This window comes from Agrobacterium vitis, assembly GCF_013337045.2.
GTDB classification, from domain to species: Bacteria; Pseudomonadota; Alphaproteobacteria; order Rhizobiales; family Rhizobiaceae; genus Allorhizobium; species Allorhizobium vitis_B.
The window spans coordinates 2,856,680-2,869,402 of sequence record NZ_CP118259.1 but is presented as its reverse complement, the minus strand read 5'-3'; the positions used below and the strand labels follow the sequence as shown (position 1 = coordinate 2,869,402).

Below are 12,723 nucleotides of genomic sequence, written 5' to 3'. Positions count from 1 at the left end.
ATCCTCCCCTCGCTACTATAACCCCATCAGAGCCGGTAGGCTTTCTTCGCCAGTCCGTAGGCGAGATCGCCAGCCAGCTCGTGGGCTTCGTCCTCCTCCAGACGGCCCGTCAGCACCAGTTCGGCCAGATAGGCGCAATCCACCCGCCGGGCCACATCATGGCGGGCCGGGATGGAGCAGAAGGCGCGGGTATCGTCGTTGAAGCCGACGGTATTGTAGAAACCGGCGGTCTCTGTGGTGGCCTCGCGGAAGCGGCGCATGCCATCAGGGCTATCGAAGAACCACCAGGCGGGGCCGAGCTTCAGGGCCGGATAGGCACCTGCCAACGGCGCCAGTTCGCGCGAATAGCTGGTTTCGTCCAGCGTGAAGAGAATGACCGTCAGATCCTTTTCCATGCCGACCGAATCGAGCAATGGCTTCAGCGCTCGGACGTAATCGGTGCGGGTCGGGATATCGAAGCCCTTGTCGCGGCCATGTTTTGCCATGATGCCGGCGGAATGGTTGCGGTAGGAACCGGGATGGATTTGCAGCACCAGCCCGTCTTCCAGACTCATCCTGGCCATTTCCGTCAGCATATGGCCACGGAAGGCATCGGCCTCATCGGGGGTGATCCGCCCGGTCAGCGCCTTATCGAATAGCGCCTTGGCCTGATCCTGGGGCAGGTCCTCGGTGCGGGCCGAGGGGTGCCCGTGGTCGGAACTGGTGGCGCCATAGGATTTGAAGAAGGCGCGGCGGTTGCGATGCGCCTCCAGATAACCGCTCCAGTTGGTGGCATCGACATCAGCCAATTGCCCGAACCGCTCGATATTGGTGGCAAAGCCCTCAAACTGCGGATCGATTACCGGGTCTGGCCGATAGGCGGTGACGACACGGCCATTCCAGCCGGAGGCGCGGATCGCCTCATGCCATTTCAACTCGTCCAGCGGGCTTTCCGTGGTGGCGATCACTTCGATATTGAAGCGCTCGAACAGGGCGCGGGGGCGAAATTCCGGTTTGGTCAGGCAATCGGCGATATGGTCATAGGTCTCGTCCGCCGTTTTGGCTGAAAGCCTTGTGGTCAGTCCGAATACGTCTTCGAAGGCATGGTCCAGCCACATGCGGCTGGGCGTGGCGCGAAACAGGTGGAAGTTTTCGGCAAACAGCCGCCAGATCTTGCGGCCATCGGTTTCCGTCATGCCACCATCGACACGGGGCACGCCAAGCGTCGTGAGGTCGATACCTTGGGAATAAAGCATGCGAAACACATAATGGTCCGGCACCACGAAAAGCTGGGCCGGATCGGGAAAAGCTTCATTTTCCGCAAACCAGCGGGGGTCGGTATGACCATGCGGACTGACGATGGGCAGGTCGCGGACCGTGTCATAAAGCGTGCGCGTCAGCGTGCGTGCTGTGGGATCAAGGGGAAAAAGCCTGTCTGGATGAAGCAATGCCGTGGTCTCCGCGTGCGCCTCGTAATTCTAACACTGCATAATATCGCAAGCCGATTTCGGTCCGGCGTATTATGGCCTAAAACAACTGCCGCCCCTTGCATTGGCCTTCGTCTTTTGATCGATGGCCTGGGTGGTGACGGTGGTGGCGAAACGCAATTGCATTCCGCTGCCAATCTAATATGTTAGTATGCAAATTGTGTCAATGCGGTCCTGGGATGATCCCCGGGACGTGGTTGGTCCGGGTTCGTCGTTGGGCGAAGACGTAATGGAGTGGCAATGGCGGTGGTAATCGGAGGGTGGGATGATTGATACGGTCAATGTGCGCACGCTGGACGTTCAGCGGCAACCTTCGGTCACCGAGCAGGTCTTCGAGCTTTTATACCGGCAGGTGGTTGAACTGGAGCTGCCGCCGGGGGCAAAATTGTCGGAAGTGGATGTTGCCAAGCAGATGGGCGTGTCTCGCCAACCGGTACGCGATGCCTTCTATCGCCTGTCCCAGCAGGGTTTCCTGATGATCCGCCCGCAACGGGCAACGGTGGTGACGCATATTTCCGAACGCGGGGTTTTGCAGGCCCGCTTCATCCGCACGGCACTGGAAATGGAAACCGTGCGGGCCGCCGCCGATCGGTTGAGCGAGGAGCAGATCGAGGCGCTCGACGAACTGGTACAGCGGCAGATCAAGGCCATGGACGCTGGTGACAAGATGCTGTTTCACGAGCTGGACGACGAATTTCACCGGCAGATCTGCAAGATGTCAGGCCACGAATTCGCCTGGGCCCTGATCCGTGACAGCAAGGCGCATATGGACCGAATCCGCTATCTCAGCCTGGCTTTCGGCGCGCAAAGCGCCATTGACGACCATATCGAGATCATGGCCGCGTTGAAGGCACGTGATGGCGACCGGGCTGCGGCCAACATGCGTGTTCATCTGTCGCGCATCCTGTCGATCATCAGCCGTATCCGGGAAAGCCATGGCCAGTATTTCGCGACCGAATGAGGATGGCAGGATAAGATGAGCAACAGACGGATTTTGACCATCGGCGAATGCATGGTGGAAATGGCGCCCCGCGAAGACGGTGCCTATCATCGCAATTTCGCTGGCGATACATTCAACACCGCCTGGTATCTGCGTCGCCTTCTGGGCGCAGACGACGTGGTGGATTATTGCTCGGCCATCGGCGTCGATGGTATTTCACAGGCCATGCTTGCCTTCATGCAGGCGGCGGGAATTGGCACGGGGCATTTGCGCCATCTGGAGGATGCGACGGTCGGGCTTTATATGATCGAGCTTGCCAATGGCGAGCGCAGTTTCAGCTATTGGCGCGGCCAATCCGCCGCCAAGCGTCTGGCAGACGATCGGCAGTTTCTTTTAGAGGCCGTACGGGGTCGCGATCTCATCCTGTTTTCCGGCATTACCCTCGCCATCCTGTCCCCGGCGGGCCGCCAGCAATTGCTGGAGGTTTTGGCGCAGGCCCGTGATGCCGGCAGCCTGATTGCTTTCGATCCCAATATGCGCGCCCGGCTTTGGCCGGACCGTGACAGCATGTGCGATGCGGTTTCGCAGGCGGCCAAGGTTGCCGATATCGTCCTGCCGTCCTTTGACGAGGATGGGCCGAATTTCAACGATGGCACACCAGAGGCGACGATTATCCGATACCGAAATGCCGGTGCGTCAACCGTGGTGGTCAAGAATGGCGCTGGCCGTGTTCATGCCTTTGACGCCACGCAAGGGCCGGTGACATTCGATCCCGTGCCGGTCGCCGATCTCGTGGATACGACAGCGGCTGGCGACAGTTTCAATGCCGGTTTCCTATCGGCCCGCCTTTCGGGTGTGGCGATGGCTGAGGCCTTGGCGCAGGGGGCTGCCGTTTCCGCTCAGGTGATTTGTAAGCGGGGCGCCCTGGTGGAGATTGAAAATATCCGTCGATAGGTGGAGATTATGAAAAGGCGCTTGCGAACACCGATGTCGCAAAAATGCTCGCTTCTTTGTGTTGCGAAGCAAATTATTTTCGCTTGAACCCTTGCAGCTTTTGATTCTACTCTGCGCCTAAAATAGGAGATTGGCGATATTTCCCTTTTTTGTCATGGGCTTGCGGCTTCTGTCAAAAAGGACTGGCCAGTCGCAATGCGTCAAAAGGTGAGTGTCCATGCAATTGGTTTTCGACGGGCATAATGATGTCCTCCTGCGTTTATGGAGGGCTCATGCAGCGGGCGTCGATCCGGTGCGGCAATTCATCGATGGCACACGGGAAGGTCATATCGATGCGCCACGCGCGCGCCGTGGCGGGCTTGGTGGCGGTCTCTGCGCGATTTATATTCCCTCCGACGGTGAGTTCGTGCTGACCGAGCCGGATGACAAGGGCCATTACAATACGCCTGTTGATAAGCCCCTGGCGCGTGCATCCTCACTCGACATCGCCTTGCAGATGGCTGCCATTGCGCTGCGGCTCGAGCGGGCTGGCGGCTGGCGGCTATGCCGCTCAACGGCGGATATTCGCGCTGCCATGGCCGACGGTGTGTTTGCCGCCGTACTGCATATGGAAGGCTGCGAGGCCATCGATGCCGATCTGGCAGCCCTTGAAGTGTTTCACCGGGCGGGCCTGCGCACGCTCGGCCCGGTCTGGAGCCGCCCGAATATTTTTGGCCATGGTGTTCCCTTCGCCTTTCCAATGTCGCCGGATACCGGGCCGGGCCTGACGACACTCGGTTTTGAGCTTGTGAAAGCCTGCGACCGGCTGGGCATTGCCCTTGACCTTGCCCATATCACCGAAAAGGGCTTCTGGGACGTGGCGAAAACCTCGGACAAGCCATTGATCGCCAGCCATTCCAATGCGCACGCGTTGACACCGGTGGCCCGCAACCTGACCGACCGGCAGATGGACGCGATCCGCGAGCGCAAGGGCATTGCCGGTCTCAACTACGCGGTGACCATGCTGCGCGCCGACGCCCGCGATTTTGCCGAGACCCCGCTGTCAGATATGGTGCGCCATATCGATTACATGGTGGAACGCATGGGCATTGATTGCGTCGGCCTTGGCTCCGATTTCGATGGTTGTACGGTGCCCGGTGCAATCGGCGATGCCAGTGGGAACCAGAGGTTGCTTGAAGCGTTGCAATCGGCTGGATACGGTGATGCAGATATCGCTAAGATTGCCCGTGAAAACTGGCTGCGGGTGCTGGGGACGGCCTGGGGCGAATAAATCCGGCGTTAGTCGGCGATCATTGACTTTAAAAAAGGGGACGGGACCATGACCATGACCATGACCATGACATTGACGCGCCGCAGGCTGATGACGACGGCCAGTGCTGTTCTGGCATTGGGCGTTGCAGGCGTGCCGCGCGCTTTTGCTGCCACGCCGAAAGATACGCTGGTCGAGGCCTGGGCGTTTGACGACATCATCACGATGGACCCGGGCGAGGCTTTCGAAATCTCCGCCGCAGAAGTCACCGGCAATACCTATGACACGCTGGTCAAGCTGAATATTGCCGATACTTCAACCGTAGCGCCCGGCATTGCGGAAAGCTGGAGCGCGTCTGAAGACGGCCTGACCTATACATTCAAGATCAAGTCCGGCATCAAGTTCGCCTCCGGCAACCCGATCACTGCGGAAGACGTGGCCTATTCTTTTGAACGGGCTGTCAAGCTCAACAAGAACCCGGCCTTCATCCTCCAGCAATTCGGCCTGAGTGGGGACAATGTCGCGGAAAATGCCAAGGCAGTCGATGCCTCGACCTTCCAGTTCAAGGTGGATAAGCCTTATGCGACCAGCTTCGTGCTGAACTGCCTGACCGCGACCGTCGGCGCCATCGTCGACAAGAAACTGGTGCAGAGCCACGCGGCAGCCGTGACCGTTTCCAAGGATTATCCCTATGACTCCGATTTCGGCAATGGCTGGTTGAAGACCAATTACGCCGGCTCCGGTCCTTTCAAACTGCGCGAATGGCGTGCCAATGAATTGGTCGTGCTGGAGCGTAATGACAATTATTACGGCGAAAAGGCCAAGCTGAAGCGGGTCATCTATCGCTTCCTTAAGGAAAGCTCCGGTCAACGTCTGGCGCTGGAATCCGGTGACGTCGATGTGGCGCGTAACCTTTCGCCCACGGACTTTACCGCGATTGCCAATTCGAAAAATATCAAGACTGACTCTGCCCAGAAGGGTACCGTCTACTATCTCGGTCTCAACCAGAAAAACCAGTATCTCTCCAAGCCGGAAGTCCGCCAGGCCATCAAATATCTTGTCGATTACGATGCCATCGGTGCAACCCTCATCAAGGGCGTCGGCACTGTGCATGAATCCTTCCTGCCCAAGGGCATTCTTGGCTCGATTGATGACCAACCCTATAAGCTGAATGTTGCGAAGGCCAAGGAACTGTTGGAAAAGGCAGGTCTTAAGGATGGCTTCAAAGTCACCATGGATGTGCGCTCCATCGAGCCGATGACCAGCATCGCCCAATCCATGCAGCAAACCTTCGCCCAGGCGGGCATCACGCTGGAGCTCATCCAGGGAGACGGTAAGCAGACGCTGACCAAGTACCGCGCTCGCAACCATGACATCTATATCGGGGATTGGGGTGCCGATTATTGGGACCCGCATTCCAATGCCGAAACCTTTACCAGCAATCCTGATAATTCCGAGACGCCGAAATCCAAGACACTCGCCTGGCGCAATGCCTGGGATGTGCCTGAATTGACCAAGGAAACCAGCGAAGCCCTGCTGGAGCGTGACACGCCTAAGCGCAAGGCGATGTATGAAGACTTGCAGCGCAAGGTTCTGGCCGACGGTCCGTTTGTGATCATCTATCAAAAAACGGAAATTGCTGGCTATAGAGCCAATGTTCAGAATTATAAGCTTGGCCCGACCTTCGACAGCAACCTCAAGAACATGATTTCCAAGGATTGATCAGGAGCAGGGCTCTTGGCTCTCACCACAACACAAGCATCAGCCGGTCGCAGGCGCGACCGGCAGTTTAAGCGTTTGAAGGCAGTTGCGGGATTTTTCGTGACTGTTGCCACGACCTATCTCGGCCTTCTGGCGGTGACGTTCTTCATCGGTCGGGTGATCCCGATCGATCCAGTTCTTGCTGTTCTGGGGGACCGTGCGCCGCAGGCGGTCGTCGAACAGACGCGCCGGGCAATGGGGTTGGATCAACCGCTTTATTACCAGTTCTTCGTCTATATAAAACAAGTGCTCTCGGGCGATTTCGGCACGTCGGTTCTGACGACCAATCCTGTCATGACCGATATCGCCCGGTTTTTTCCGGCAACTGTTGAACTTGCCACGGTCGGCACCATCATCGGCGCCGTGATTGGCCTTCCCTTAGGCGTTCTGGCCGCTGTCAAGCGCGGCAGCCTTGCCGACCAGATTGTCCGGGTCATCGGTTTGATCGGCTATTCCGTGCCAATCTTTTGGCTCGGCCTTTTGGCGCTGCTGTTTTTCTATGCCAAGCTGCAATGGGTGGCCTATCCGGGACGGCTGGACGTGGTCTTTGAATATGACCTGATACCCGTCACCGGCTTTTACCTGTTGGATGCCGCCATGGCGGGCCAATGGGACATCCTTTGGGATCTGTTTCGCCATATTATCCTTCCCGGCGCACTGCTCGGCTATTTCTCACTCGCCTATATCAGCCGCATGACCCGTTCTTTCATGCTCAACGAGTTGTCGCAGGAATATATCGTCGCGGCTCGTGCCAAGGGCCTGTCCGAAAGCCGGATTATCTGGTTCCACGCCTTGCGCAATGCCGCTGTGCCGCTGCTGACGGTGATTGCCCTGTCTTATGCAGGCTTGCTGGAAGGCTCGGTGCTGACTGAGACGATCTTCTCCTGGCCGGGCATCGGCCTCTACATTACCAATTCGCTGCAAAATGCCGATATGAATGCGGTGCTGGGCGGAACCATCATTATCGGTTCGGTGTTCATCGCAATCAACATCCTGTCGGATCTCCTCTATAAAACCCTTGACCCGAGGACGCGCAGCCGATGATGACGACGCCCTCCCAAAATATGTCCGTCCCTAAAACGCCCTTGAAGGACTGGCTGCTGTCGGACCGTCCCCAATCGCGCCGGCAGGCAAGGCTTGGCCGCGCCTATGTGATCTGGCGGCAGTTTTCGGCCAATCGGCTGGCGCTGCTGGGGCTTGGCATCATTATCGCGTTGATTTTGATTGCAGCTTTTGCCGATCTGCTGGCCACTCATAATCCGGTGCAGGGCGATCTTGCCAATGCAAGGTTGATGGCACCCGGCACCGGCGGTTTCTGGCTCGGCAGCGACGACCAGGGCCGCGATATCTATTCGCGGCTGATCTACGGGTCGCGGCTGACATTGATGGTGGTGGTGCTGGTGGCCATCATTGCCGCGCCCATCGGTCTGCTAGTCGGCACGGTGGCCGGTTATGCGGGCGGCTGGGTCGATGCGGTGCTGATGCGGCTGACCGATATTTTCCTGGCCTTTCCGAAGCTCGTTCTGGCTCTGGCGCTGGTCGCAGCGCTTGGTCCCGGCATCGAAAACGCCATTCTGGCCATCGCCGTCACCTCCTGGCCGCCTTATGCGCGGATTGCCCGGGCCGAAACGCTGACGGTTCGCAACTCCGATTATATCTCTGCCGTCAAGCTGATGGGCGCTTCGCCCTTTCGCATCGTGCTGCGCCATATCATGCCACTCTGTCTGTCTTCGCTGATCGTCCGCGTCACCTTGGATATGGCGGGTATTATCCTGACGGCAGCCGGTCTCGGTTTCCTGGGCCTTGGCGCCCAGCCGCCCCTGCCGGAATGGGGGGCGATGATTGCCGATGGCCGCCGCTTCATTCTCGATCAATGGTGGGTTGCCGCCATGCCGGGCTTTGCCATCCTGATCGTCAGTCTCGGCTTCAACCTGCTGGGTGACGGCCTGCGCGATGCGCTCGACCCGAAGGAGGCCGGACAATGAGCGCGCTGCTGACGGTGGACAATCTCAAGGTCAGTTTTCCGACCCGCACGGGTCTGGTGGAAGCGGTGCGCGGCGTGTCTTTCACGCTTGGCAAAGAGCGGTTGGGGATCGTTGGCGAATCCGGCTCCGGCAAATCCCAAACCGGACGGGCGATCATGGGTCTGACCCCCGCCCATGCGCGGATCACCGCCGACAGGCTCCATTTCGGCGATACGGATCTGCTGGCGATTTCGGCTGCGAAGCGCCGGGCGCTGCGCGGCAAGCGGATGGCGATGATCCTTCAGGACCCCAAGTATTCGCTGAACCCGGTTATGCGGATTGGCAAACAGATCGTCGAGACCTTGTTGACCCATGAACGGATGACCGGAAAGCAAGCCAGGCACAGGGCGCTGGCCATGCTGGAAGCGGTGCAGATCCGCGATCCCGAACGGGTGTTCAAGCTTTACCCGCATGAGGTTTCCGGCGGCATGGGCCAGCGGGTAATGATCGCCATGATGCTGGTCTGCGGGCCGGAACTGCTGATTGCCGATGAACCGACCTCGGCGCTGGATGTGACGGTGCAGCTGGAAGTGCTCGATATTCTCGACATGCTGGTGCGTGAGCGCGGCATGGGGCTGATTTTCGTCAGCCATGATTTGCGGCTGGTCTCGTCCTTCTGCGACCGGGTGCTGGTGATGTATGCGGGCCGTGTTGTCGAGGAACTGAATGCGGCCAACCTGTCCGAGGCGAAACATCCCTATACCCAGGGCCTGCTGAATTGCCTGCCGCGCCTGGAAGGCAACCAGCATCCGCTGCCGGTGTTGCAGCGTCAGGTGGAGTGGGCGCAATGACTGATTCACTGATCGTTCAGGACATGTCGGTGCGCTTTGATGAGTTTCTGGCGTTGGACGGGGTCAGCATTGCCGTTGAACAAGGCGAGAGCTTTGGCCTGGTCGGGGAATCCGGCTCGGGAAAATCGACCCTGCTGCGGGCAATCGCCGGGCTGAATACCTTTGAGAGTGGCAAGCTGACTGTTGATGGCAAGAGCTATGATAGCAGGCAGCGCGACAAGACCTTTTATCGCACCGTACAAATGGTGTTCCAGGACCCTTACGGCTCGCTGCATCCGCGCCAGACGGTGGACCGGCTGCTACTGGAGCCTTTGGCCGTGCATGGATTTTCCGATGTCGATAGCCGCATTGCCCGCGCTCTGGATGAGGTTGGTCTTGGCTCCGGCTTCCGCTTCCGGTTTTCGCACCAGCTGTCCGGTGGCCAGCGCCAGCGCATCGCTATTGCCCGCGCCTTGATCGTTGAGCCGAAAATCCTGCTGCTGGATGAGCCAACCTCGGCGCTCGACGCCTCAATCCAGGCGGAAATCCTCAATCTCCTCGAACAGGCCCGCAAGGATCGCGGCCTGACCTTTCTGATGGTCAGCCACGATCTGGCTATTATCAGCCATATGTGCGACCGGCTGGCGGTGATGCGCACCGGGCAGGTTGTGGAAGTCATGGATGTCGAGGCGCTACGTAGACGCGATGTGCAGGTGGATTATACACGGCAATTGATGGTGGCGAGTGAGGGGTTTCGGCGCAAAAGCTGACCGTTAAGATGTTGTCCGGGACCAGACATAGAGCACGTCCGGCTGTTTTTCTTCATTCTCATCACCGTCCGTCATCAGGTCAGGGGTGAAGCCGTGATACTCATAAAAGCGTCGTGCATGCTGGTTTTGCTGAAATGTCCAGAGCTTCAGATGGGTTGCATCCGCCATTGTATTGGTGAGTAAGCGTGATCCCATGCCTTTACCGAGATGGTCCGGGTCAATGTAGAGATGGTCGATCCAACCGTCCTTGACTGCGATAAAGCCGCATATCCTGTGGTTTTCAATCGCAACCCGCACAGAATTTTCAGCAAGAACGACGGTTTCAATGAAATGCCGATCTTCCTCGGCAGTGTGCAATTTCGGCAAAAAACCCAACAGCGATCGAGAGCGGGTAAAGACCGAAGCAATGGCATCTGCATCTTGTTGTTCCGCAAGACGAATGTGATTTTCCATCACCCAACCCGCACCCCGCCACGCCAGATCTGCTTGATGAACGGATGGCCGCCGTGCTGGCCAATCTGCAAGAGGTCGGCGCGTTTGCCCGGTGCGATCTCGCCGCGGTCGTTGAGGCCAGCGGCTTCTGCCGGGGTCTTGGTGACCATGCGGATGGCGGCGGGCAGGTCGTAGGCGAGATCAGGATCGGCGGCGATGGCGAAGGGCGCGTCCAGCAAGGCGCGGGGTACATAATCGGAGGCCAGAATATCGCAAAGGCCTTCGAGCAGCAGATCGCGCACCGCGATATTGCCGGATTGTGAGCCGCCGCGCACGATATTCGGTGCGCCGCCGACGATCTGCATGCCCCGCTTGCGGGCTTCGCGGGCAGCCTCCATCGTGCAGGGAAATTCCGAGATTGATACGCCCTCGTCCGCCGCCAGATCGACATGCTCGATATCGGTATCGTCATGGCTGAGCAGCGGCTTGTTATGGCGCTTGGCAATATCCACCACCTGCGGGCGGATCCGGTTGCCGATGGCCTGTTTGGTGGCGATCAGATCCGCAACCCGAGCCGTGGTCACGGCAAGCGCTTCGCCGCGCAATTTCGCGACCTTGGCCAGATAGGTGTCGAGATCCCGCGTCTGGCGGATGCCGGGCAGGTGCTCCATGACAGAGACGACGCGCACCAGAGCATGGCCAATATTGGCCTCCATCAGCGCAGGCGTTTGTTCATCGATCACTTCGCAGCGCAGATGCACGAAATGCTCAGCCCTGAGCATGCCAGCGCTTTGCGCCTTTTCCAGCGCCTCGATCATTGGTCCGAGAATTTCCGCCCGCTCGCTGCCGTCTTCCGCCGCACCGACGCAGAGGCTGTCGAACACGGTGGTAATGCCGGCGCCGATGATTTGCGCGTCATGGGCAAGGGCCGCCGTCGTATAGTTCCAGCGAACGTGGTGGCGGGGAAAGACATGCTTTTCGAAATGGTCGGTATGGATATCGACAAGGCCCGGGATCAGCATATCGCCACCAAGGTCGATGGCATCACTGGCATGGGTTATCGGGCCGATGGCGATGATCTGGCCATTTTCAATTTCGACCGTGCCGGTCTGTATGCGGCCGGCAAGGACGATGGCGGCATTGGTCAGGACCAGACGTTTCAAAGGTGTCTTGCCGCTCATGTCCATCCCGATCTCTCCGCTTTTTCTCTCACATAGCATGGTTCAGACGATTCGAGCCGTGCCGCAACAGGCGCGGTGTAAATCTCTGTGATGACCGTTCTATGTCAGCGATGGGAAATCAGACATGAAGATCACGCCAAGCCGGTTGTGAACCGTCGTAAGGCAGGGCTTGCGCTTCATAAACGCCACGGGCGATGGCGCGGGCCATGGTGAGGGTGGCGAGATGGCAGAGGTCCATGAAGGTCGCAAGATCCGGCAGCGGTTTTGCGCCGGTGGCGGCGGCAAACACCGTATCGCCATCGGCAGGCAGATGAGCAGGCAGCAGCGCCCGCGCCAGCCCGTCATGAGCCATGATCGACAGGCGGTGGCATTCCGCCTTGGTCAGATCAGCATCGGTGACAATGGCGCCAATGGTGGTGGCGATCGGGTCGCGGCCCTTGAGACGAAGGGCGCTATCATCAGGGCCGAAGGAGGAGGGCATGCCGAGGCCGCCGAATTCACCGTCTTGCTCGAAAGGAGCGGCCCAGAAATGCCGCGAGCGGCCAATAGTCGCCGTGCCGAGCGCATTGACGGCGACGATGGCCGCCACGGTATGACCGCTGGCGGAGACGGCGCTGGCCGAACCGAGCCCGCCCTTGACGGTGGCAGTGGTGGCACCTGTTCCAGCCCCGATTGTTCCTAACGGGAAACTGCCCGGTTTGCGGGCCACGAAAGCCTCATAGCCCATATCGCGATAGGGGGAGTGGAGGCCCCAGTTCTTGTTGCCGCCATTCAGCAGATCCATCAGGATCGCCTGCGGCACGATGGGGACGTTCATATCACCGACCGGAAACCCTTGGCCAATCTGGCGCAGGCCCGCCTGCACGCCGCCTGCAGCATCCAGCCCAAAGGCGGAACCGCCCGATAGGACCAGCGCATTGACCTGGGTGACCAGCGACAGCGACGGATCGAGCAAACCCGTTTCACGCCCACCGGGCGCACCGCCCAGCACCGATCCGGATGCGGTGGCCGGTTGATCGAAGACGATGACAGTCACCCCGGAGCCGAGCGCCAGATCGGTGGCATGACCGACCGAAAGACCGGCAACATCCGTCAGTAGATTGAGAGGGCCGGGCTTCATGCGGGATGCTCCTTTGGACTGTGTTGCGGACGACTTGATTTCAATCAAGGACGCAC

Annotated in this window: 12 protein-coding genes; 8 read left to right on the top strand and 4 right to left on the bottom strand. The window is 59.1% G+C overall.

The annotated features are described in order from the left end of the window. Positions 1–26 precede the first annotated feature (26 nt). Positions 27–1,427 (bottom strand): glucuronate isomerase, encoded by a 1,401-nt coding sequence (uxaC, locus tag G6L01_RS13735; protein WP_071207279.1) that lies wholly within the window; start codon positions 1,425–1,427, stop codon positions 27–29. A gap of 304 nt (positions 1,428–1,731) precedes the next feature. Here uxaC and G6L01_RS13730 point away from each other — a divergent pair, with 304 nt between their 5' ends. From G6L01_RS13730 to G6L01_RS13695, 8 genes are all read left to right on the top strand, one after another. After that, complete coding sequence (locus tag G6L01_RS13730; protein ID WP_070153349.1) at positions 1,732–2,427, top strand: GntR family transcriptional regulator; 696 nt, start codon at positions 1,732–1,734, stop codon at positions 2,425–2,427. Positions 2,428–2,442: 15 nt separating this feature from the next. Next, positions 2,443–3,360: a sugar kinase gene (locus G6L01_RS13725; RefSeq protein WP_070166921.1), complete on the top strand. Its 918-nt coding sequence runs from the start codon at positions 2,443–2,445 to the stop codon at positions 3,358–3,360. Positions 3,361–3,577: 217 nt separating this feature from the next. Beyond that, positions 3,578–4,630: a dipeptidase gene (locus G6L01_RS13720; RefSeq protein ID WP_070166920.1), complete on the top strand. Its 1,053-nt coding sequence runs from the start codon at positions 3,578–3,580 to the stop codon at positions 4,628–4,630. 60 nt (positions 4,631–4,690) lie between these two features. Next, positions 4,691–6,331, top strand: a complete 1,641-nt coding sequence (locus G6L01_RS13715) for an ABC transporter substrate-binding protein (RefSeq protein ID WP_070167016.1) — start codon at positions 4,691–4,693, stop codon at positions 6,329–6,331. A 15-nt stretch (positions 6,332–6,346) separates the two neighbouring features. Then, positions 6,347–7,414, top strand: a complete 1,068-nt coding sequence (locus G6L01_RS13710; RefSeq protein ID WP_070166919.1) for an ABC transporter permease — start codon at positions 6,347–6,349, stop codon at positions 7,412–7,414. Between the two features lie 20 nt (positions 7,415–7,434). After that, positions 7,435–8,355: an ABC transporter permease gene (locus G6L01_RS13705; RefSeq protein ID WP_070167015.1), complete on the top strand. Its 921-nt coding sequence runs from the start codon at positions 7,435–7,437 to the stop codon at positions 8,353–8,355. Next, a complete protein-coding gene (locus G6L01_RS13700; RefSeq protein WP_070166918.1) occupies positions 8,352–9,185 on the top strand; it encodes an ABC transporter ATP-binding protein in 834 nt (277 codons plus the stop codon). The genes G6L01_RS13705 and G6L01_RS13700 overlap by 4 nt, the downstream gene beginning before the upstream one ends. Then, complete coding sequence (locus tag G6L01_RS13695) at positions 9,182–9,934, top strand: ABC transporter ATP-binding protein (protein ID WP_070166917.1); 753 nt, start codon at positions 9,182–9,184, stop codon at positions 9,932–9,934. The genes G6L01_RS13700 and G6L01_RS13695 overlap by 4 nt, the downstream gene beginning before the upstream one ends. A 3-nt stretch (positions 9,935–9,937) precedes the next feature. Here G6L01_RS13695 and G6L01_RS13690 read toward each other — a convergent pair whose 3' ends face one another. From G6L01_RS13690 to G6L01_RS13680, 3 genes are all read right to left on the bottom strand, one after another. Then, positions 9,938–10,387 carry a GNAT family N-acetyltransferase gene (locus tag G6L01_RS13690; protein ID WP_070166916.1) on the bottom strand — a complete coding sequence of 150 codons (450 nt, stop codon included), beginning with the start codon at positions 10,385–10,387 and terminating at the stop codon, positions 9,938–9,940. After that, the gene (locus tag G6L01_RS13685; protein ID WP_070167014.1) at positions 10,387–11,547 is read right to left on the bottom strand and encodes an alpha-D-ribose 1-methylphosphonate 5-triphosphate diphosphatase; all 1,161 of its coding nucleotides are present in this window, start codon (positions 11,545–11,547) and stop codon (positions 10,387–10,389) included. Before G6L01_RS13685 ends, G6L01_RS13690 begins: the two co-directional genes overlap by 1 nt. A gap of 118 nt (positions 11,548–11,665) precedes the next feature. Next, positions 11,666–12,667 (bottom strand): P1 family peptidase, encoded by a 1,002-nt coding sequence (locus tag G6L01_RS13680; RefSeq protein ID WP_070166915.1) that lies wholly within the window; start codon positions 12,665–12,667, stop codon positions 11,666–11,668. Positions 12,668–12,723: the final 56 nt, after the last annotated feature.

What these genes read in the sequence shown, in the direction of transcription:
- G6L01_RS13730 (WP_070153349.1), top strand. Translation starts at nt 1,732, where the DNA reads ATGATTGATACGGTCAATGTGCGCACGCTGGACGTTCAGCGGCAACCT.
- G6L01_RS13725 (WP_070166921.1), top strand. Translation starts at nt 2,443, where the DNA reads ATGAGCAACAGACGGATTTTGACCATCGGCGAATGCATGGTGGAAATG.
- G6L01_RS13720 (WP_070166920.1), top strand. Translation starts at nt 3,578, where the DNA reads ATGCAATTGGTTTTCGACGGGCATAATGATGTCCTCCTGCGTTTATGG.
- G6L01_RS13715 (WP_070167016.1), top strand. Translation starts at nt 4,691, where the DNA reads ATGACCATGACATTGACGCGCCGCAGGCTGATGACGACGGCCAGTGCT.
- G6L01_RS13705 (WP_070167015.1), top strand. Translation starts at nt 7,435, where the DNA reads ATGTCCGTCCCTAAAACGCCCTTGAAGGACTGGCTGCTGTCGGACCGT.
- G6L01_RS13700 (WP_070166918.1), top strand. Translation starts at nt 8,352, where the DNA reads ATGAGCGCGCTGCTGACGGTGGACAATCTCAAGGTCAGTTTTCCGACC.
- G6L01_RS13695 (WP_070166917.1), top strand. Translation starts at nt 9,182, where the DNA reads ATGACTGATTCACTGATCGTTCAGGACATGTCGGTGCGCTTTGATGAG.
- G6L01_RS13690 (WP_070166916.1), bottom strand. Translation starts at nt 10,387, where the DNA reads ATGGAAAATCACATTCGTCTTGCGGAACAACAAGATGCAGATGCCATT.
- G6L01_RS13685 (WP_070167014.1), bottom strand. Translation starts at nt 11,547, where the DNA reads ATGAGCGGCAAGACACCTTTGAAACGTCTGGTCCTGACCAATGCCGCC.
- G6L01_RS13680 (WP_070166915.1), bottom strand. Translation starts at nt 12,667, where the DNA reads ATGAAGCCCGGCCCTCTCAATCTACTGACGGATGTTGCCGGTCTTTCG.